This window comes from Pseudomonas sp. NS1(2017), assembly GCF_002269425.1.
In the GTDB taxonomy this organism is placed as follows: Bacteria; Pseudomonadota; Gammaproteobacteria; order Pseudomonadales; family Pseudomonadaceae; genus Aquipseudomonas; species Aquipseudomonas reactans.
The window spans coordinates 1,157,114-1,177,969 of the sequence record NZ_CP022960.1; the positions used below are offsets into that span (position 1 = coordinate 1,157,114).

21 protein-coding genes and 1 pseudogene are annotated in these 20,856 nt (G+C 61.3%); 16 read left to right on the top strand and 6 right to left on the bottom strand.

Features of this window, described 5'->3' with window-relative positions; genetic code table 11:
• Positions 1–3 precede the first annotated feature (3 nt).
• From dut to argB, 3 genes and pseudogenes are all read left to right on the top strand, one after another.
• Positions 4–459 carry a dUTP diphosphatase gene (gene dut, locus CI807_RS05635; RefSeq protein WP_095013997.1) on the top strand — a complete coding sequence of 152 codons (456 nt, stop codon included), beginning with the start codon at positions 4–6 and terminating at the stop codon, positions 457–459.
• Between the two features lie 240 nt (positions 460–699).
• Positions 700–2,121, top strand: a pseudogene (locus CI807_RS05645) (phosphomannomutase/phosphoglucomutase); the annotation flags it as partial.
• A 19-nt stretch (positions 2,122–2,140) separates the two neighbouring features.
• Positions 2,141–3,046, top strand: coding sequence for an acetylglutamate kinase (gene argB / locus CI807_RS05650; protein WP_016975925.1), 906 nt, complete (start codon positions 2,141–2,143; stop codon positions 3,044–3,046).
• 130 nt (positions 3,047–3,176) lie between these two features.
• On the opposite strand, the gene pyrE is transcribed toward argB, so the two are convergent.
• Complete coding sequence (gene pyrE / locus CI807_RS05655; RefSeq protein WP_092241670.1) at positions 3,177–3,824, bottom strand: orotate phosphoribosyltransferase; 648 nt, start codon at positions 3,822–3,824, stop codon at positions 3,177–3,179.
• A gap of 82 nt (positions 3,825–3,906) precedes the next feature.
• Between pyrE and CI807_RS05660 the strand changes: the two genes are divergently transcribed.
• A complete protein-coding gene (locus CI807_RS05660; protein ID WP_003195493.1) occupies positions 3,907–4,686 on the top strand; it encodes an exodeoxyribonuclease III in 780 nt (259 codons plus the stop codon).
• 58 nt (positions 4,687–4,744) lie between these two features.
• Here the strand turns inward: CI807_RS05660 and CI807_RS05665 are convergent, their stop codons facing one another.
• Together CI807_RS05665 and rph are read right to left on the bottom strand one after the other, a co-directional pair.
• A complete protein-coding gene (locus CI807_RS05665; protein WP_095013999.1) occupies positions 4,745–5,113 on the bottom strand; it encodes a DUF4870 domain-containing protein in 369 nt (122 codons plus the stop codon).
• Positions 5,114–5,135: 22 nt separating this feature from the next.
• On the bottom strand, positions 5,136–5,858 hold the full coding sequence (rph, locus tag CI807_RS05670) for a ribonuclease PH (RefSeq protein ID WP_016975928.1): 723 nt from the start codon (positions 5,856–5,858) through the stop codon (positions 5,136–5,138).
• A gap of 295 nt (positions 5,859–6,153) precedes the next feature.
• On the opposite strand from rph, the gene CI807_RS05675 reads away from it, so the two are divergent.
• The 6 genes from CI807_RS05675 (at position 6,154) to CI807_RS05700 (ending at position 11,450) form a co-directional block, all read left to right on the top strand.
• Positions 6,154–7,017, top strand: a complete 864-nt coding sequence (locus CI807_RS05675) for a YicC/YloC family endoribonuclease (RefSeq protein ID WP_016975929.1) — start codon at positions 6,154–6,156, stop codon at positions 7,015–7,017.
• 10 nt (positions 7,018–7,027) lie between these two features.
• Positions 7,028–7,648, top strand: coding sequence for a guanylate kinase (gene gmk / locus CI807_RS05680; RefSeq protein ID WP_016975930.1), 621 nt, complete (start codon positions 7,028–7,030; stop codon positions 7,646–7,648).
• Positions 7,649–7,815: 167 nt separating this feature from the next.
• The gene (gene rpoZ, locus CI807_RS05685) at positions 7,816–8,079 is read left to right on the top strand and encodes a DNA-directed RNA polymerase subunit omega (RefSeq protein ID WP_003176920.1); all 264 of its coding nucleotides are present in this window, start codon (positions 7,816–7,818) and stop codon (positions 8,077–8,079) included.
• A gap of 60 nt (positions 8,080–8,139) precedes the next feature.
• Positions 8,140–10,245, top strand: coding sequence for a bifunctional GTP diphosphokinase/guanosine-3',5'-bis pyrophosphate 3'-pyrophosphohydrolase (gene spoT / locus CI807_RS05690; RefSeq protein ID WP_058424246.1), 2,106 nt, complete (start codon positions 8,140–8,142; stop codon positions 10,243–10,245).
• A 24-nt stretch (positions 10,246–10,269) separates the two neighbouring features.
• A complete protein-coding gene (locus CI807_RS05695; RefSeq protein WP_003176922.1) occupies positions 10,270–10,650 on the top strand; it encodes a RidA family protein in 381 nt (126 codons plus the stop codon).
• Positions 10,651–10,706: 56 nt separating this feature from the next.
• Positions 10,707–11,450 (top strand): hypothetical protein, encoded by a 744-nt coding sequence (locus CI807_RS05700; protein WP_095014000.1) that lies wholly within the window; start codon positions 10,707–10,709, stop codon positions 11,448–11,450.
• Positions 11,451–11,481: 31 nt separating this feature from the next.
• Here CI807_RS05700 and CI807_RS05705 read toward each other — a convergent pair whose 3' ends face one another.
• Complete coding sequence (locus CI807_RS05705) at positions 11,482–12,339, bottom strand: SDR family oxidoreductase (protein ID WP_095014001.1); 858 nt, start codon at positions 12,337–12,339, stop codon at positions 11,482–11,484.
• A gap of 187 nt (positions 12,340–12,526) precedes the next feature.
• Here CI807_RS05705 and exbB point away from each other — a divergent pair, with 187 nt between their 5' ends.
• The 6 genes from exbB (at position 12,527) to CI807_RS05735 (ending at position 19,301) form a co-directional block, all read left to right on the top strand.
• Positions 12,527–13,498, top strand: coding sequence for a tonB-system energizer ExbB (exbB, locus tag CI807_RS05710; RefSeq protein ID WP_038843510.1), 972 nt, complete (start codon positions 12,527–12,529; stop codon positions 13,496–13,498).
• A gap of 6 nt (positions 13,499–13,504) precedes the next feature.
• On the top strand, positions 13,505–13,930 hold the full coding sequence (gene exbD / locus CI807_RS05715; RefSeq protein ID WP_003195519.1) for a TonB system transport protein ExbD: 426 nt from the start codon (positions 13,505–13,507) through the stop codon (positions 13,928–13,930).
• On the top strand, positions 13,927–14,676 hold the full coding sequence (locus CI807_RS05720) for an energy transducer TonB (protein WP_016975935.1): 750 nt from the start codon (positions 13,927–13,929) through the stop codon (positions 14,674–14,676). Before exbD ends, CI807_RS05720 begins: the two co-directional genes overlap by 4 nt.
• 142 nt (positions 14,677–14,818) lie before the next feature.
• A complete protein-coding gene (locus CI807_RS05725; RefSeq protein ID WP_010207523.1) occupies positions 14,819–15,739 on the top strand; it encodes a hydrogen peroxide-inducible genes activator in 921 nt (306 codons plus the stop codon).
• A gap of 8 nt (positions 15,740–15,747) precedes the next feature.
• Positions 15,748–17,823, top strand: coding sequence for an ATP-dependent DNA helicase RecG (gene recG / locus CI807_RS05730; RefSeq protein WP_025999713.1), 2,076 nt, complete (start codon positions 15,748–15,750; stop codon positions 17,821–17,823).
• 77 nt (positions 17,824–17,900) lie between these two features.
• Positions 17,901–19,301 (top strand): aminoacyl-tRNA deacylase and HDOD domain-containing protein, encoded by a 1,401-nt coding sequence (locus CI807_RS05735; protein ID WP_095014002.1) that lies wholly within the window; start codon positions 17,901–17,903, stop codon positions 19,299–19,301.
• A gap of 117 nt (positions 19,302–19,418) precedes the next feature.
• On the opposite strand, the gene CI807_RS05740 is transcribed toward CI807_RS05735, so the two are convergent.
• Positions 19,419–19,793 (bottom strand): hypothetical protein, encoded by a 375-nt coding sequence (locus tag CI807_RS05740; RefSeq protein ID WP_010207528.1) that lies wholly within the window; start codon positions 19,791–19,793, stop codon positions 19,419–19,421.
• A gap of 124 nt (positions 19,794–19,917) precedes the next feature.
• On the bottom strand, positions 19,918–20,847 hold the full coding sequence (tagQ, locus tag CI807_RS05745) for a type VI secretion system-associated lipoprotein TagQ (RefSeq protein ID WP_016975940.1): 930 nt from the start codon (positions 20,845–20,847) through the stop codon (positions 19,918–19,920).
• Positions 20,848–20,856 lie beyond the last annotated feature (9 nt).

Consider the following 20,856-nt stretch of genomic DNA (forward strand, 5'->3'; position numbering starts at 1 on the left):
TCCATGCACGCTTTGCAAGCCAAGATCCTCGACCCACGCATCGGCAACGAATTCCCACTGCCGGCCTACGCCACCCCAGGCTCCGCCGGCCTCGACCTGCGCGCCATGCTCAAGCAAGACACCGTCCTTGAGCCGGGCCAGACCATTCTGATTCCGACCGGCCTGTCGATTTACGTGGGCGACCCTGGCCTGGCAGCGCTGATCCTGCCGCGCTCCGGCCTGGGCCACAAACACGGCATCGTGCTGGGCAACCTGGTGGGCCTGATCGACTCGGACTACCAGGGCGAACTGATGGTGTCGTGCTGGAACCGTGGCCAGACCGCGTTCAACATCGCCGTCGGCGAACGCATTGCCCAGTTGGTACTTGTTCCGGTGGTGCAGGCGCACTTCGAACTGGTACAGGAGTTTGATGAAACCCAACGCGGCGCAGGCGGTTTTGGGCATTCCGGCAGTCACTGACTAAGCTAATTCTGGCTGGGCGCTGTTGCCCGGCCCGACGCCACCGCAAGGCTTTTCAGGACGCAGAATGCGCGGATTTTATCAGCGAGATTTCCTTATAGAAATCAAAGCATTACGCAAGCATAAACACGGAGCCAGCGCTCCGATGGCATTTTTGCACCACGAACTCTCTGCCGAAAACACCGTCATACCCTTCAGTTTGAGCCTGCCGGTCAGCCACATTAAGGCCAGCTTTGCCCCCTTCAGATGGAGTTTCCCCCCGCGATGAGTACCGCAGCCCGCGTAGCCCCAGCATTTCCCGACAGTATCTTTCGCGCCTATGACATCCGTGGCGTGGTGCCCAAGACCCTGACGGCCGAAACCGCCTACTGGATTGGCCGCGCCATCGGCTCCCAGAGCCTGGCCCAGGATGAACCCAACGTTTCGGTCGGCCGTGACGGTCGCCTGTCCGGCCCGGAGCTGGTGGAGCAACTGATCCAGGGCTTGGCCGACAGTGGTTGCCATGTCAGCGACGTGGGCCTGGTGCCAACGCCCGCGCTGTACTACGCCGCCAACGTATTGGCCGGCAAGTCCGGGGTGATGCTCACCGGTAGCCACAACCCGTCGGACTACAACGGTTTCAAGATCGTCATCGCTGGCGACACCCTGGCCAACGAACAGATCCAGGCCCTGCACGATCGCCTGAAAAACAACGATCTGACCAGCGGCAAGGGCACCATCACCAAAGTCGACATCCTGCAACGCTACTCTGATGAAATCACCCGTGACGTCAAACTCGCGCGCCGCCTCAAAGTGGTGGTGGATTGCGGCAACGGCGCGGCTGGCGTGATCGCCCCGCAACTGCTCGAAGCCCTGAACTGTGAAGTGATCCCGTTGTTCTGCGAGGTCGACGGCAACTTCCCCAACCACCACCCAGACCCGGGCAAGCCTGAGAACCTGGTGGACCTGATCGCCAAGGTCAAGGAAACCGGGGCTGACGTCGGCCTGGCCTTCGACGGCGACGGCGACCGCGTCGGCGTGGTGACCGAAACCGGCGAGATCGTGTTCCCCGATCGCCTGTTGATGCTGTTTGCCCGCGACGTGGTGGCACGCAATGCCAACGCCGAGATCATCTTCGACGTGAAGTGCACCCGCCGCCTCACGCCGCTGATCAAGGAATATGGCGGTCGCCCGCTAATGTGGAAGACCGGTCACTCGTTGATCAAAAAGAAAATGAAGGAAACCGGCGCGCTGTTGGCCGGCGAAATGAGCGGCCACGTGTTCTTCAAGGAGCGTTGGTTCGGCTTCGACGACGGGATTTACAGCGCTGCGCGCCTGCTGGAGATCCTCAGCAAGGAAAAATCCACCGCCGAAGAGTTGTTCCAGACCTTCCCGAACGATATTTCTACGCCAGAGATCAATATCCATGTGACCGAGGAGAGCAAATTCAGCATCATTGACGCACTGCACGATGCGCAATGGGGCGAAGGCGCCAACCTGACCACCATTGATGGTGTGCGAGTCGATTACGCCAAAGGCTGGGGCCTGGTTCGCGCGTCCAACACCACACCGGTGCTGGTCCTGCGTTTCGAGGCGGATACCGAGGCTGAGTTGCAGCGCATCAAGGACGTGTTCCACGCCCAGTTGAAACGTGTTGCCCCTGATCTCCAATTACCGTTCTGATTTTTTACCGGAGCCCTGAATGACCCTCGAACGCGAAGCCGCTGCCAACACTGCCAAGGTCCTGTCCGAAGCGTTGCCTTATATCCGACGCTATGTCGGCAAGACGCTGGTGATCAAGTACGGCGGCAATGCCATGGAAAGCGACGAGTTGAAAACCGGCTTTGCCCGCGACATCGTGTTGATGAAAGCCGTGGGGATCAACCCGGTCGTGGTGCACGGCGGCGGCCCGCAAATCGGCGACCTGCTCAAGCGCTTGTCGATCGAGAGTCACTTCATCGATGGCATGCGCGTCACTGACGCGCAGACCATGGACGTGGTGGAGATGGTCCTCGGCGGCCAGGTCAACAAAGACATCGTCAACCTGATCAACCGTCATGGCGGCAGCGCCATCGGCCTGACCGGCAAGGACGCGGAGCTGATCCGCGCGAAAAAACTGACCGTGACCCGTCAGACGCCGGAAATGACCCAGCCGGAAATCATCGATATCGGCCAAGTGGGCGAAGTGGTTGGCGTGAACACCGACCTGCTGAACCTGCTGGTGAAAGGCGACTTCATTCCGGTGATCGCGCCGATCGGCGTGGGTGCCAATGGCGAGTCCTACAACATCAACGCCGACCTGGTGGCCGGCAAGGTGGCCGAAGCGCTGAAAGCTGAAAAGCTGATGCTGCTCACCAACATCGCCGGCCTGATGGACAAGGAAGGCAAGGTATTGACCGGCTTGACCACGCAACAAGTGGACGAGTTGATCGCCGACGGCACCATCTACGGCGGCATGCTGCCGAAGATCCGTTGCGCGCTGGAAGCGGTGCAAGGCGGCGTTGGCAGCTCGCTGATCATCGATGGCCGGGTACCGAATGCGGTACTGCTGGAGATCTTCACGGATACCGGCATGGGCACGCTCATCAGTAACCGCAAGCGGCCTTAAGCATCAAAAAAGCCCCACCTCCTGTAGGAGCGAGCTTGCTCGCGAAAAACCTGAAGGCGCCGCGTCATCGTTAACGTTCTTCGCGAGCAAGCTCGCTCCTACAGGGGTGAGGCTTTTTGTTGGGCGGTGATTACTGAACGCCGAACTGCTCGCGATACGCCTTCACCGCCGGCAAATGTTGCTTGAGCTGCGGGTCATCTTCCAGGAACTGCAGCACCTGGTTCAGCGACACGATGCTCACTACAGGAATGCCAAAATCGCGTTCCACTTCCTGGATCGCCGACAATTCACCGTTGCCACGCTCCTGACGGTTCAGCGCGATCAGCACGCCGGCAGCCTTGGCGCCGTCCTGGGAAGCGATGATCTGCATCACTTCGCGAATTGCAGTACCAGCGGTGATCACGTCGTCGATGATCAGCACGTCGCCCTTGAGCGGAGCCCCGACCAGGCTGCCGCCTTCACCGTGGGCCTTGGCCTCTTTGCGGTTGAAACACCATGGCAGGTCCTGGCCATGATGCTCAGCCAAAGCCACGGCCGTTGCCGCCGCCAGGGGGATACCCTTGTAGGCTGGGCCGAACAGCACGTCGAAGGAAATACCGCTTTCAACGATGGCTGCCGCGTAGAAACGACCCAGTTGGGCCAGGGCCGAACCCGAGTTGAACAAGCCTGCATTGAAGAAATACGGGCTGGTGCGCCCGGACTTCAGAGTGAACTCACCGAAGCGCAAAACGCCGCGATCGATAGCAAAACGAATGAAATCGCGTTGATACGCCTGCATGAAAAAAGCCTCAGATACCACGGATTTAGCTAATTGGGTGGACGGCGTGTATCATACACGCACGCGATTTTTGGGGCCATTTATGCGGATCATCAGTGTGAACGTTAATGGTATTCAGGCTGCAGTCGAGCGTGGTTTGCTCAGTTGGCTGCAAGCCCAGAATGCCGACGTCATCTGCCTGCAGGATACCCGTGCCTCCGCCTTTGAACTGGACGACCCAGCCTTCCAACTGGATGGCTACTTCCTTTATGCCTGCGATGCCGAAGTGCCCACCCAAGGTGGCGTGGCTTTGTATTCGCGGTTGCAACCCAAGGCGGTCATCAGCGGCCTCGGCTTCGAGACAGCCGACCGCTACGGGCGCTACCTGCAAGCCGATTTCGATAAGGTCAGCATCGCGACCTTGCTGCTCCCTTCGGGGCAGAACGGCGATGAAGACTTGAACCAGAAGTTCAAGCTAATGGACGATTTCGCCCGTTACCTGGATAAACAGCGACGCAAACGTCGCGAGTACATTTATTGTGGCTCGCTGTACGTGGCGCAACAGAAGCTGGATATCAAGAACTGGCGCGACAGCCAGCAATCTCCGGGCTTCCTGGCGCCGGAACGCGCCTGGATGGACGAGATTGTCGGCAACATGGGTTATGTGGATGCCCTGCGGGAAGTCAGCCGCGAAGGCGACCAGTACAGTTGGTGGCCGGACAACGAACAGGCTGAGATGCTCAACCTGGGCTGGCGTTTCGACTACCAGTTGCTGACCCCGGGTCTGCGCCGGTTCGTGCGCAGTGCACGCCTGCCGCGCCAGCCACGTTTCTCGCAGCACGCGCCGCTGATCGTGGACTACGACTGGACACTGACCATCTGAGGTCTTTTTCCAGGCACAAAAAAACCGACATCGCTGTCGGTTTTTTTGTGGGCGCTCATTATTTGATCACGCGCCAGGTCAACGGGTAGCGATAGGCAATCCCTTTGTTGGCCTTGATGCTGCCGATGATGGTCAGCACGACCGTGGCGATCGCCAGGGCAAACATCAGGAAAAACCCAACTATCGTGAACGCCAGTACGATGCAGGCTATCCAGGCGATGGCCACGGTGATCTGGAAGTTCAAGGCTTCCTTGCCCTGGTCATCAATGAACGCATCCTTTTCCTTCTTCATCTGCCACAGGATCAGCGGGCCCACGACACTGCCGAAGGGGAACACAAACCCGAGAAAGGCCGCGAGATGGCACAACATCGCCCCCTGCCGCGCTTCGTAGGAAGGCATCGGCACAAGTTCCTGGTTGTCATTCATGGCGTTTCTCCTTGAGGCGGGCTCAGTCAGCCAGTGCGGCGTTCTGCAGCTCGAAGATTTCAGTCATGCCTTTCTGGGCCAGGGCCAGCATGGCGTTCAGCTCGGCCGGCTGGAATGGCGCGCCTTCGGCGGTACCCTGTACTTCGATGAAACCACCGGTGCTGGTCATGACCACGTTCAGATCGGTCTCGGCAGCCGAGTCTTCCAGGTAGTCCAGGTCCAGCACAGGCTCACCCTGGTACATGCCCACCGACACAGCGGCGATCATTTGCTTGAGCGGGTCACCGCCTTTCAGGCCGCCACGCTTCTTGATCACTTTGAGTGCATCAACCAGGGCCACCATGGCGCCGGTGATGGACGCGGTGCGGGTGCCGCCGTCGGCCTGGATCACGTCGCAGTCGACGTACAGGGTCACGTCGCCCAGCTTGGACATGTCCAGGGCTGCGCGCAGGGAGCGACCGATCAGGCGCTGGATTTCCAGGGTACGGCCGCCCTGCTTGCCACGGCTGGCTTCACGCTGGTTACGCTCACCGGTGGCGCGCGGCAGCATGCCGTACTCGGCGGTCAACCAACCCTGGCCCTGGCCCTTGAGGAAACGCGGCACGCCGTTCTCGACGCTGACGGTGCAGATGACCTTGGTATCGCCAAACTCGACCAGTACAGAACCCTCGGCGTGTTTGGTGTAGTTGCGGGTGATGCGGATCGAGCGGAGCTGATCGGCAGCGCGACCACTTGGACGTTTCATAGGGAGACACCTGTACTGAGGACGAAAAACTGCCGAGCATTATAGAGCCGCGAGCCGTTTCGGGGCACTGCTAAAAAATTCGGTTACGAATGCTCGGGTTTGGGCGTGTCCGCCCCACTGCGCTACAATCCTGCGCCTTCAGACTGTAGGAGCGAGCTTGCTCGCGAAAAACGTCAACGATAACGCGCCCTTCCAGATTTAACGCGGCGCACTTGGGTTCTTCGCGAGCAAGCTCGCTCCTACAAAAAGCCCAATCATCGGCCCGTGTTTGCGGGCTGCAACGCGAGGTACCTCCATGGTGCACAGCATGACCGCCTTCGCCCGCGTCGAAAAAGCCGGCGTCCAAGGCACCCTGAGCTGGGAACTGCGCTCGGTCAACAGCCGTTACCTGGAGCCGCACCTGCGCCTGCCGGAGTCGTTCCGCGATCTCGAAGGCGCCGTGCGTGAAGCGCTGCGCCAGGGTATATCCCGCGGCAAGCTGGAATGCACCCTGCGGTTTACCGAAGAAACCACCGGCAAAGCCTTGCAGATTGACCGCGACCGCGCCGCGCAACTGGTCGCCGCCGCCGAAACCATCGCCGGCCTGATCAAGCAGCCGGCCGCGCTCAACCCGCTGGAAGTGCTGGCCTGGCCCGGTGTACTGGTGGCCGATGCCACCGACCCGCAAGCCCTTAACGCCGAAGCCCTCGCCCTGTTCAACCAAGGCCTCAAGGAGCTGAAAGCCGGCCGCGAGCGCGAGGGTGCCGAGCTGGCGCGCTTGATCAGCGAGCGCCTGACCGCCATTGAAGAAGACGTGGTCACGCTGCGTGAACTGGTCCCGCAGATGCTCGCCACCCAGCGCCAGAAGGTGCTCGACCGCTTCACCGACATGAAGGCCGACCTCGACCCGACGCGCCTGGAACAGGAAATGGTCCTGCTCGCGCAGAAGAGCGACGTCGCCGAAGAACTCGACCGCCTGAGCACCCACATCCTCGAAGTGCGCCGCGTGCTCAAGTCCGGCGGTGCCGCCGGTCGGCGCCTGGACTTCCTGATGCAGGAACTCAATCGCGAAGCCAATACACTGGGCTCCAAGGCGTTCGACCCGCGCAGCACCACGGCGGCGGTCAACCTCAAAGTGTTGATCGAGCAGATGCGCGAACAAGTACAGAATATTGAGTAAGGCAACCTCCATGACCCACAGCACCGGCACCCTGTACATCATTTCCGCCCCTTCGGGCGCGGGCAAAAGCAGCCTGGTCAAGGCCCTGACCGACGCTGACGAGCAGATCCGCATCTCGGTTTCCCACACCACCCGCGCCATGCGTCCGGGCGAGGTGAACGGCGTGCACTATCACTTCGTCGAGCGCACCGAGTTCGTCAAGATGATCGAACACGGCGACTTCCTGGAGCGTGCCGAAGTGTTCGGCAACCTCTACGGCACGTCGCAAAGTCACCTGCAGCAGACCCTGGACGAAGGCCACGACCTGATCCTGGAAATCGACTGGCAGGGCGCCGAGCAAGTCCGCAAGCTGATGCCCCAGGCGCGCTCGATCTTCATCCTGCCGCCTTCGCTGGAAGCCTTGCACCAGCGTCTGACCAACCGTGGCCAGGACAGTGACGAGATCATCGAGGGCCGCATGCGTGAAGCCGTCAGCGAAATGAGCCACTACGTCGACTACGACTACCTGATCATCAACGACGATTTTGCCCACGCACTGGACGATTTGAAGGCGATTTTCCGCACCAATCAGCTCCAGCAAAAGCGCCAGCAACAGCGTTTCGGCAAATTACTGGCCGAACTGCTCGGTTGATTGGCTCTTCCCAAAACCGCTGCAAGGGCTTTACATTGGCACTTGTAGCGGTTTTGCGAGGGCCTGCGAAAAATCAGCGCTTCCCTAAACGCTGGTGATTTTTTAAACTGTTTAGTCCGCTCGCCCAACCGGGCAGCGCGCATCTTGCATTCGCTCCGAGGAATACCATGGCCCGCGTAACCGTTGAAGACTGCCTAGAACACGTGGATAACCGCTTTGAGCTGGTCATGCTCTCTACCAAGCGTGCCCGTCAACTGGCCACTGGCGGCAAAGAGCCCCTGGTCCAGTGGGAAAACGACAAGCCTACCGTTGTAGCCCTGCGTGAAATCGCGGAAGGCCTGATGAGCTACGAGTTCATCGCCAACGCTGAAATCGTTGAAGACGAACCGCTGTTTGCAGCGTTCGAGGACGAGTCCAACGAGGCCGTCTAAGCCTATGCCTGGTCGACGTAGCACGGCGCGGGGTCACAGCCAACGGCAGGAGTTCACACTTTGCCGAGCATAGACGCCCTCGCCGATCGCTTATCGGCCTACCTCGGCCCAGACCAGGTCAACCTAGTCCGCCGAGCGTATTTCTACGCCGAACAAGCCCACGACGGCCAACGCCGCCGTAGCGGCGAGGCGTATGTCACCCATCCTCTTGCGGTGGCAAATATTCTTGCCGACATGCACATGGACCATCAGAGCCTGATGGCCGCGATGCTGCATGACGTGATCGAAGACACCGGCATCGCCAAGGAAGCGCTCAGCGCACAATTTGGCGAAACCGTGGCCGAACTGGTCGATGGGGTCAGCAAATTGACCCAGATGAACTTCGAGACCAAGGCCGAAGCCCAGGCGGAAAACTTCCAGAAGATGGCCATGGCCATGGCCCGCGATATCCGGGTGATTCTGGTCAAGCTGGCCGACCGGCTGCACAACATGCGCACGCTGGAAGTGCTGTCCGGCGAAAAACGCCGGCGCATCGCCAAGGAAACCCTGGAAATCTACGCGCCCATCGCCAACCGGCTGGGCATGCATGCCATTCGTATCGAATTCGAAGACCTCGGCTTCAAAGCCATGCACCCGATGCGTTCGGCGCGCATCTACCAGGCGGTCAAGCGCGCCCGGGGCAACCGCAAGGAAATCGTCAACAAGATCGAAGAGTCCCTGAGCCATTGCCTGGCGATCGACGAGATCGAAGGCGAGGTCAGCGGCCGGCAGAAACACATCTACGGCATCTACAAGAAGATGCGCGGCAAGCGTCGGGCCTTCAACGAGATCATGGACGTGTATGCGTTCCGGATCATCGTCGACAAGGTCGACACCTGCTACCGCGTGCTGGGCGCTGTACATAATTTGTACAAACCGCTGCCGGGGCGCTTCAAGGATTACATCGCGATTCCCAAGGCCAACGGCTATCAGTCGCTGCATACCACGTTGTTTGGTATGCACGGGGTGCCGATCGAGATCCAGATCCGCACCCGCGAAATGGAAGAGATGGCCAACAACGGCATCGCCGCCCATTGGCTGTACAAATCCAGTGGCGACGAACAGCCAAAAGGCACCCATGCCCGCGCCCGCCAGTGGGTCAAGGGCGTGCTGGAAATGCAGCAACGTGCCGGCAACTCCCTCGAATTTATCGAAAGCGTGAAGATCGACCTGTTTCCGGACGAGGTCTACGTGTTCACGCCCAAAGGCCGGATCATGGAGCTGCCCAAAGGCTCCACCGCGGTCGATTTTGCCTACGCCGTGCACACCGACGTGGGCAACAGCTGCATCGCCTGTCGGATCAATCGTCGTCTCGCACCGCTGTCCGAGCCGCTGCAAAGTGGCTCCACGGTCGAGATCGTCAGCGCACCGGGCGCACGCCCGAACCCGGCGTGGCTAAACTTTGTGGTCACCGGCAAGGCGCGTACGCACATCCGTCACGCCCTGAAACTGCAACGCCGCTCCGAATCCATCAGCCTGGGCGAACGCCTGCTGAACAAGGTGCTCAACGGTTTCGACAGCGCCCTGGACAAGATCCCGCAAGAGCGCGTGCAAGCGATGCTCCACGAGTATCGCCAGGAAACCATCGAAGACCTGTTGGAAGATATCGGCCTGGGCAACCGCATGGCCTACGTGGTCGCCCGCCGCCTGCTCGGCGAAGGCGAACAATTGCCAAGCCCCGAAGGTCCGCTGGCGATTCGCGGCACCGAGGGCCTGGTGCTCAGCTACGCCAAGTGCTGCACGCCGATCCCGGGCGACCCGATTGTCGGCCACTTGTCGGCGGGCAAAGGCATGGTGGTGCACCTGGACAACTGCCGCAACATCACCGAAATCCGCCACAACCCGGAAAAATGCATCCAGCTCTCCTGGGCCAAGGATGTCACCGGCGAATTCAACGTCGAGCTGCGGGTGGAGCTGGAACACCAGCGCGGCCTGATCGCCCTGCTCGCCAGCAGCGTCAACGCAGCCGACGGCAATATCGAGAAAATCAGCATGGACGAGCGCGATGGTCGCATCAGCGTGGTCCAGTTGGTGGTCAGCGTTCACGACCGCGTGCACCTGGCCCGCGTGATCAAGAAACTGCGCGCCTTGACCGGGGTCATCCGCATCACCCGTATGCGTGCCTAATAAACCTCCCACAAGGAGTCACACATGACCAAGACCGTTATCACCAGCGACAAAGCCCCAGCCGCCATCGGCACTTACTCCCAGGCGATCAAGGCAGGCAACACCGTCTACATGTCCGGCCAGATTCCACTGGACCCAAAGACCATGGAACTGGTTGAAGGCTTCGAAGCACAGACCGTGCAGGTCTTCGAAAACCTCAAGTCGGTGGCCGAGGCTGCCGGCGGCTCGTTCAAAGACATCGTCAAGCTGAACATCTTCCTCACTGACCTGAGCCACTTCGCCAAGGTCAACGAGATCATGGGCAAGTACTTCGAACAGCCGTACCCAGCCCGCGCCGCCATCGGCGTTGCCGCCCTGCCAAAGGGTGCGCAGGTTGAGATGGACGCGATTCTGGTCATCGAGTAAAACACCCGGCGCAGCCCCCATAGGCTGCGCCGACTTCGTTTTAAAAGGATTTCATGATGCGCAAAGCGCTTGTAGCCTCATCACTGCTCGCCCTGTTGCTCGGCGGCTGCGCCAGCAACCCTGCCGACCGGGATGTGAGCGGCACCTGGATCAACCAGGTCGCCATCGATGCGGCAGCCAAAGGCGGCCCTTTGCGTGAAGCCCTGCAGAGCTTTGGCCCGAACCTCGAATGGGAGGTCAATACCAAGGCCTCGCAGGCACGCTACTACAACGGTTTTGAAGTAGCGGAAGGCAAATTGCTGGGTGAAAAGTCCGGTGCGTGGAGCGTGGATTTCTACGGCAGCTCCGCCACCGAACTCAAGCGCAAAGGCAAACAGCTGCTGCAAGGGGCCAACGACAACGAGCCTGAACAGCTGTTCGCCCGCCCCAAAGAGCCCGCACCGGAAGGCGCGCCACTGGGCGCAAACTTCGAGCGTGCGCTGTACGCCGCTTACATGGGGGGTGACTGGAAGATCCTCGACGGCTTCGGAAGCGGCGCCATCGTACAATTCCAGGCTAACGGCAAGGTCGCCGGCCTGCCGAATGTCGATCAGTACTCGCTGTGCCTGGCGGGCGATTGCGCGTCCATGAGCGGTGGCTACGACAGCATCTGGCTGCAACTGAACGGCCAGGGCAACCCGTGGATTTTTGTGCGCAAGGGTAAGCAACTGGAGATCTTCCAGGCGATCAATACCGCACAGGCGGATGAGGTGCCTCAGTTCACCCCTGGCCCTCGCCAATGGCTGCTGGAAAAACAGTGATAAAAAAGGAGCCCTTGGGCTCCTTTTTCATTTAACGCTGGCCTTCGAGGATCGCCGCGTAACCTTCCCGGTAACTCGGGTAGGTCGGCGTCCAGCCCAACGCCTTGGCTCGGGCATTGCTGCATTGCTTGCTGCCGGCGCGGCGCACGCTCGCATCATCAGCCCATTCGGTCACACCCAAGTACTCACGCAACCAATCCACCACCTCGGCCAGCGGCGCAGGCGCATCGTCGACACCGATGTATACCTTCTCCAACGAGCCGCCTTTTTCCACATGATGCAACAAAAACGCCAGCAAACCCGCTGCGTCATCTGCGTGAATACGGTTGCCATATAATGGTGGGTCGATTGCCACGCGGTAGCCTTGGCGAACCTGGGTCAACAGCCATTCGCGGCCCGGTCCATAGATACCCGTCAGACGCACAATGCTGGCGGGGATGCCACTGTCGAGCGCAACTTGCTCAGCCTCCAGCATGACTTGCCCGGAATATCCCTTCGCCTGCGTCTCCGACGTTTCGTCGACCCACTCGCCATTCTGCTGCCCGTAAACGCTGCTGCTGGACACAAACAGCAGGTGCTTAGGCGCCTGGCCGTAATCGCCCAGCCACTCCAGCACATGTTTCAGCCCTTCTACATAAGCGGCGCGATAGCCGGCTTCGTCGTGGTCTGTCGCAGCGGCGCAGTACACCAGGTAATCCACCCCGCCGATCGGCCAGGTGTCGGGGCAGTCCTTGTTGAACAGGTCCCCGGCGATGCCGATCACCCCGTCGGGCAGCCGCGAAATATCGCGGCGCAGGCCATGGACCTCCCATTCCGAGGCGAGCAACTGGCTGGCCAGCCGGCTCCCCACATCGCCACATCCGGCAATCACAACAGAAGGCGCAGACATCACAAAACTCCGTACTGAAAGGTCTAGGTTAGCCTTCGCAGATGACAGACGGCCAGAAAAAGCACAAATAAAGTTACTGTATTACTTCTGTTAACAAGAATTACTTGCAATAATAACCGCCCATTTGTCCTCGACCCCTTGGGTCTGGAAGGACGATCACTCATTTTTTCTCTCAGGTCCGGCCAGCATGACACGTAATACAACCCCCGCTTCGCCAACCAAGCTTCACAGCCCATCCCGCGCCTGGCGCGCGATTGCTGCGCTGCTGTTCAGCGTACTGCTGGCACCGACCGCCGCATTCGCTGATGCCTCCGCACCCGCTACCCCAGCTGCCGCTGAGCAAAACGCCGCGGCACCGGCCGCAGCGCCCGCCGCCACCGACCCGGCCCTGGCAGCGGACCCAGCCGCCGCCGACGACACCGGTGTGGTGCTGGAAGAAGACAACACCCTGGGCATGGCCCATGACCTGTCGCCGTGGGGCATGTATCAGAATGCTGACGTGGTGGTGAAAGCCGTCATGATCGGCCTGGCCATCGCGTCGATCATCACCTGGACCATCTGGATCGCCAAGGGCTTCGAGCTGCTGGGCGCCAAACGTCGTCTGCGTACTGAAATCGTCCACCTGAAAAAGGCCACCACCCTCAAGGAAGCCAGCGAAAGCGCGACCAAGAAGGGCACCCTGGCCAATACCCTGGTGCACGACGCGCTGGAAGAAATGCGCCTGTCCGCCAACACCCGCGAAAAAGAAGGTATCAAGGAACGTGTTGCCTTCCGCCTGGAGCGCCTGGTGGCGGCCTGCGGTCGCAACATGAGCAGCGGCACCGGCGTGCTGGCAACCATCGGTTCCACCGCGCCGTTCGTCGGCTTGTTCGGTACCGTGTGGGGCATCATGAACAGCTTCATCGGCATCGCCAAAACCCAGACCACCAACCTTGCCGTCGTTGCCCCTGGCATCGCCGAAGCCCTGCTGGCGACCGCCCTGGGCCTGGTTGCCGCAATTCCTGCGGTGGTGATCTACAACGTCTTCGCCCGTTCGATTGCCGGCTACAAGGCCCAGGTATCGGACGCGTCGGCAGAAGTCCTGCTGCTGGTCAGCCGCGACCTCGATCACCTGCCTACCGAGCGCAGCTCGCAACCGCACATGGTGAAAGTGGGGTAATCGGCCATGGGCCTGCATTTGAATCAAGGCGACGACGAACTCGTCGAGAACCACGAAATCAACGTCACGCCGTTTATCGACGTGATGCTGGTGCTGCTGATCATCTTCATGGTGGCGGCACCGTTGGCGACCGTGGACATCAAGGTCGACCTACCCGCGTCCAGCGCCAAACCTGCGCCACGGCCAGAGAAACCGATCTTCCTCAGCGTCAAGGCGGACCAACGCCTGTTCCTGGGCGAAGAAGAAGTCAAAGCTGAAACCCTGGGCCCGGTGCTCGACGCCAAGACCCAAGGCAAGAAAGACACGACGATCTTCTTCCAGGCCGACAAGGGCGTGGACTACGGCGACCTGATGAGTGTGATGGATGCCCTGCGGGCAGCCGGCTACCTCAAGGTCGGCCTGGTCGGACTTGAGACGGCAGCCAAGAAATGATCACGACGCGCCACAAACTGACGCGTTATGGCACCAGCCTCGCCGTCGTACTGGGCGTGCATGCCGTCGCGATCGCTATCGCGCTTCATTGGTCCGCGCCGCGCACGGTGCAGTTGCCACCGGCTGCCATGGTCATCGACCTGGCACCGATGCCAGCCCCGCCGCCGCCAGCGCCGCCCAAGGTGGTAACGCCGCCGCAACCGCCTGCACCGGTGGAAGAGCTGCCCCTGCCGAAACTGGCCGAGGCACCCAAGCCAACGATCCAGGTGCCCAAGCCGGTCAAGCCCAAGCCTAAACCGCAGCCGCCCAAGCCCGTGGAGAAGAAGATCGAGCCGCCCAAGGAGAAACCCTCCGAGGATCCGCCGAGCGACGCTCCGCCGACCCAGGCACCGGCTGAGAAATCGGCCCAGCCTGTACCAGGCCCTTCTCCGCAGCAAATCGCAGCGAAGGCTTCCTGGGAAGGCACGCTGCTGGCGCACCTGCAGAAGTACAAAAAGTATCCGCCAGGCGCCCAGGCCCGTGGCAAGGAAGGCTTGAACCGCCTGAAGTTCGTGGTGGATGCCGAAGGCAACGTGCTGTCCTACGAGTTGGTGGGCCGCTCCGGCAACGCCGACCTGGACCGCGCCACCCTGGACATGATCCGTCGTGCCCAGCCGCTGCCCAAGCCGCCGGCGGACATGCTCAAAGGCGGCAGCATCGAGATCGTTGCACCGTTCGTGTACAACATCGAGAAGCGTCGTCGCTGAAAATGATGGTGGTGAGGGGCAATCCTCACCACCTTCAGCAAAATCTGCGTAACTCCCCGCTCAATCCCCAGCAAAGTTCTGATAACGTGCGTCTATCGATTGCAGCCGGTATGCTTGGCCCGCAACCTCATGGACGCCCGCTATGACTCTTACAGAATTACGCTACATCGTTACCCTCGCCCAAGAGCAGCACTTCGGCCATGCGGCCGAGCGTTGCCATGTCAGCCAGCCGACGCTGTCGGTGGGCGTGAAAAAGCTTGAAGACGAACTCGGTGTGCTGATTTTCGAGCGCAGCAAGAGCGCCGTGCGCCTAACGCCTGTGGGCGAAGGCATTGTGGCCCAGGCCCAGAAGGTGCTGGAGCAGGCGCAGAGCATTCGCGAACTGGCCCAGGCCGGCAAGAACCAGCTGACCGCACCGCTGAAAGTCGGCGCCATCTACACCGTCGGCCCGTACCTCTTCCCGCACCTGATCCCGCAACTGCACCGCGTCGCGCCGCAGATGCCGTTGTATATCGAAGAAAACTTCACCCACGTGCTGCGCGACAAACTGCGCAACGGCGAGCTGGACGCGATCATCATCGCCCTGCCGTTCAACGAAGCGGACGTGTTGACACTGCCGCTCTACGACGAGCCGTTCCAGGTGCTGATGCCGGCCGACCACCCGTGGACCAAAAAAGACACCATTGACGCCGCCCTGCTCAACGACAAGAGCCTGCTGCTGCTGGGCGAAGGCCACTGCTTCCGTGACCAGGTATTGGAAGCCTGCCCGACCCTGACCAAGGGCAACGACGGCGCCAAGCACACCACCGTGGAATCCAGCTCCCTGGAAACCATCCGGCACATGGTCGCCTCCGGCCTGGGCATTTCGATCCTGCCGCTATCGGCGGTAGACAGCCACCACTACGCCCCCGGCGTGATCGAAGTGCGCCCACTGACGCCGCCGGTGCCGTTCCGCACCGTGGCGATCGCCTGGCGCGCCAGCTTCCCACGACCGAAAGCGATTGAGATCCTCGCCGATTCTATCCGCCTGTGCTCGGTGGCCAAGCCGACGGCTGCGAGCTAAGCAACGGTATGACTGAGCTGTCGCAGGTGTCGGTGACGGCACTCAAGGGTGTCGGTGAAGCCATGGCCGAGAAGTTGGCCAAGGTCGGCCTGGAAAACCTCCAGGACGTGTTGTTCCACCTGCCCCTGCGCTATCAGGACCGCACCCGCGTGGTGCCCATCGGCCAGTTGCGCCCTGGGCAGGACGCGGTGGTCGAAGGCACGGTCAGCGGCGCCGACGTGGTGATGGGCAAGCGTCGCAGCCTGGTGGTGCGCCTGCAGGACGGCACCGGTGGCCTGAGCCTGCGCTTCTACCATTTCAGCAACGCGCAGAAAGAAGGCCTAAAACGCGGCACCCGCGTACGCTGCTACGGCGAAGCGCGGCCTGGTGCATCGGGCCTGGAGATCTATCACCCGGAATACCGCGCCATCACCGGCGACGAACCGCCGCCAGTCGACACCACGCTCACACCGATCTACCCGCTCACCGAAGGTCTGACCCAGCAACGCCTGCGCCAACTGTGCATGCAGACCCTGACGATGCTCGGCCCGAAAAGCCTGCCCGACTGGCTGCCGCTGGAGCTGGCTCGCGACTATCAGCTGGCGTCGCTGGACGATGCGATTCGCTACTTGCATCACCCGCCTGCCGATGCCGATGTCGACGAGCTGGCTCTGGGTCATCACTGGGCCCAGCACCGTCTGGCGTTTGAAGAACTGCTGACCCACCAACTGTCCCAGCAGCGCCTGCGCGAAAGCATGCGTTCCCTGCGTGCGCCGGCGATGCCCAAGGCCACGCGTTTGCCCGCGCAATACCTGGCCAACCTGGGCTTTGCGCCGACCGGCGCCCAACAACGCGTCGGTAATGAAATCGCCTACGACTTAAGCCAGCAGGAACCCATGCTGCGCCTGATCCAGGGCGATGTGGGCGCAGGCAAGACCGTGGTCGCCGCTCTCGCCGCCTTGCAAGCGCTGGAAGCCGGCTACCAAGTGGCGTTGATGGCGCCCACCGAAATTCTTGCCGAGCAGCACTTCATCACCTTCAAACGCTGGCTCGAGCCGCTGGGCCTGGAAGTGGCGTGGCTGGCCGGCAAGCTCAAGGGCAAGGTACGCGCAGCGGCACTGGAGCAGATTGCCGGTGGTGCACCCATGGTGGTGGGCACCCATGCACTGTTTCAGGATGAAGTGCAATTCAAGAATCTGGCGCTGGTGATCATCGACGAACAACATCGATTCGGCGTGCAACAACGCCTGGCCCTGCGCCAGAAAGGCGTGGGCGGGCGCATGAACCCACACCAGTTGATCATGACCGCCACGCCGATCCCGCGCACCCTGGCCATGAGCGCCTACGCCGACCTCGACACCTCGATCCTCGACGAACTGCCGCCCGGCCGGACGCCGGTCAACACCGTGTTGGTCACCGACACCCGACGTGTCGAAGTGATCGAGCGCGTACGCGGCGCCTGTGCCGAAGGGCGCCAGGCGTACTGGGTGTGCACGCTGATCGAAGAGTCCGAAGAGCTGACGTGCCAGGCCGCCGAGACTACTTTTGAAGACCTCACCAGTGCTCTGGGCGAGCTTAAGGTCGGTTTGATCCATGGCCGCATGAAGCCCGCAGAAAAAGCCGCCGTGATGGCCGAATTCAAGGCCGGCAACCTGCAACTGTTGGTGGCTACCACGGTGATCGAGGTCGGTGTGGACGTGCCCAACGCCAGCTTGATGATTATCGAGAACCCCGAGCGCCTTGGCCTGGCGCAACTGCACCAGTTGCGCGGCCGGGTCGGCCGGGGCAGCGCCGCCAGCCATTGCGTGCTGCTCTACCACCCGCCGCTGTCACAGATTGGTCGCCAGCGCCTGGGCATCATGCGTGAAACCAACGACGGTTTTATCATTGCCGAAAAAGACCTCGAGCTGCGCGGCCCCGGTGAAATGCTTGGCACCCGCCAGACCGGCCTGCTGCAATTCAAGGTCGCCGACCTGATGCGCGATGCCGACCTGCTGCCGGCCGTGCGCGATGCGGCGCAAGCGCTGCTCGAACGTTGGCCGGATCATGTCAGCCCATTGCTGGACCGCTGGCTACGCCATGGGCAGCAATACGGCCAAGTGTGACGCCTGACTCACTTAACCGACCAACACTTGTATCAAGCTGGTTATACTTCGTGGACTGTAAGAAATTGGATCAGGCCATGTCAGAAGTTGCCCTCGCCACAGCCCCACTGACCGCCCCGCCGGTCATTCGGGCTCTGCTCGCAAAACTCGCCATCCCCTACACGGAAGTCACCGACCTACCGGGCCTGAATCCTGCGCGAAAGGTCCAGGCCGTGCTGCTGGAAGACGCGGTGGGCGCACTGATGGTGCTGTTCCCGCAGAACCAATTGCTCGACCTCAACCGCCTCGCCGAACTCACCGGTCGCCGCCTCACGGCGGTGTCGCCGGATCGCGTCGAACGCATGCTGGGCAAGCACGAACTGAGCTTGCTGCCAGGCCTGCCGCCGCTCACCAGTTCGCCGTGTCTGTATGAAGGCAGCCTGCTCAACGAGCCGAGCCTGCTGGTGCATTCAGGTGAAGCAGGCCTGTTGCTGGAGATCTCCAGCGACGCCTTCAAGACGATGCTCACCAAGGCCAGCGCCGGCCACTTCGGCGAGCCGCTGAGCAACATCCGCCCCAACCTTGACCGCCCGAATGATGACCGTGAGGAAATCACCCAGGCGATGCAGGCGTTCACCGCCCGCCGCATCCAGCAACGCCTGGAAGCGACCATCGAGATTCCACCGCTGGCCGACACGGCGCAGAAGATCATCAAGCTGCGTGTCGACCCGAATGCCACCATTGACGACATCACCGGCGTGGTCGAAACCGACCCGGCGCTGGCCGCGCAGGTCGTGAGCTGGGCCGCGTCGCCCTACTACGCGTCGCCGGGCAAGATCCGCTCCGTGGAAGACGCCATCGTGCGCGTGCTGGGTTTTGACCTGGTGATCAACCTGGCGCTGGGCCTGGCCCTGGGCAAGACCCTGAGCCTGCCCAAGGATCACCCGCACCAGTCCACACCGTACTGGCACCAGTCGATCTACACCGCCGCCGTGATCGAAGGCCTGACCCGCGCCATGCCGCGCGCACAGCGCCCGGAAGCCGGCCTGACCTACCTCGCGGGCCTGCTACACAACTTCGGTTACCTGCTGCTGGCTCACGTGTTCCCGCCGCACTTTTCGCTGATCTGCCGTCACCTGGAGGTCAACCCGCACCTGTGCCACAGCTATGTCGAGCAACACTTGCTGGGTATCAGCCGCGAGCAGATCGGTGCCTGGCTGATGCGCTATTGGGACATGCCGGACGAACTGTCCACCGCCCTGCGCTTCCAGCACGACCCGACCTACGATGGTCAGTACGCTGAATACCCGAACCTGGTGTGTCTGGCGGTACGCTTGTTGCGCAGCCGTGGGATTGGCTCCGGGCCGGATGAGGCGATTCCGGATGCGCTGCTTGAGCGTCTGGGCTTGAGCCGTGACAAAGCAGAGGAAGTGGTGGGCAAAGTGCTGGATGCCGAGGTGTTGTTGCGCGAATTGGCCTCTCAGTTCAGCCAGAACTGAGCCACCCACTCCCTGTAGGAGCGAGCTTGCTCGCGAAAAACCTGAGAACACCGCGGGGCTCCAGACACCCCGCGTCATCGTTCACGGTCTTCGCGAGCAAACTCGCTCCTACAGTAGTTACTTCTTTTTCTTCGGTTTCAAATATTTGGTCAACCCCTGGAACCAGATCACCAGCGCCGGGTTGCCCTTGATCTGGATCGACTTGTCCTGAATCCCCGTCATGAACGCCAATTGCTTGTTCTTCGCCTGCATCGTGGCGAAGCCGTAGGCGGCATCTTTGAAGGCGATGGCGAACGCCGGCGACGGGTGAACACCCGAGCGGCTGGTGATGCGCTGGTCTTTGACGATGAAGTGACGGGCAACCTTGCCGTCGAGGGTCTGCAACTGGAACGCCAGGTCTTTATCGCCCAACTGTTGCTGGAAGGCAGGATTGGTGCGGCTGGCTTTGCCCATCATCAGGCCCAGCACCCACAGGAGAAGACGAAATTTCATGCACACGGCCTCGGTGTATTTATTGAGTGGCCGCAGCAGTTTAACGATTTGCAAAAAGAACGCCACCGATCTTGCGCATTAGCGGAAGATCGGCTGGCGTTTGACGCTTATAGCAGCATGTTGCTTAAACGTTCGGGCACGGCACTGGCGCCCAGTCGGCCAGGTTAGGATCGCGGCAGGTGCCTTCGATCTGCGCCTTACCGGCGCTGGCGACCTGCTTGCTTTCAGCTTGCTTGGCCTGCACGGTCTGGATGCTCTTCTCAGTGGTTACCGCTTCTTTCGGCACAACCGGCAGGTCCTTCTTCTTCGCGACTTTCGGTGGTGTCTTGCCACCCTTCTTGGCCGGGACGACCGCAGGGGCTACATCTGCCTGGGCCACGGTCACTACGTCGTTACGCTGCACACCCACTTGCTGCAGGTCTTTTTCGTAGGCCTGGGTGTAGTTGTTCAGGTCTTCGCTGGCTTTGCCGTTGACCGCGACGATCAGGTCATTGGATTCCTTCAGGCCCGCCACGATTTCCGCCAGGCGCTTGCGGCCTTCGGTGTCGTTGACGGTCTTGGCCTTGCGGTCGGCCACCAGCTTGGTGAACGCGCTCTGGTAGCACTGTTGCGACGCTTTGGCGTAGGCGGTGCTGCGGTCGATGTCGGAGGCGCTTTTGTTGAAGTCGGTGGAGTAGGAGGCAATGCGCTGGTTGTCATCGCTGATCTGCTTCTGACGCTCGGTGTAGTAACCCGCCGCGCCGCCGGCCAATGCGCCGCCCGCAGCACCGATGGCCGCGTTACGGCCGCGCTTGTCGGAGTCGCCGGTCAGGGCGCCCAGCAGTGCACCGCCAGCAGCGCCGATGGCCGCGCCGGTCACGACCGACTTGGTCATGTTCGAATCGGTCGCGCGCAGGTGCTGCACCGGCTCATAGCAGTTCGGGTAGTACTCGACCTTGGTGCTCGACGCGACCTTGGAGGCCGGCGACGTGGCACAACCGGTCAACACAGTGCTGAAACCGGCCGCGATCAGCAGCAAGTGACGCTTGGAAACCGCCTTACGGGAAAAAAGCATAGGTGTGTT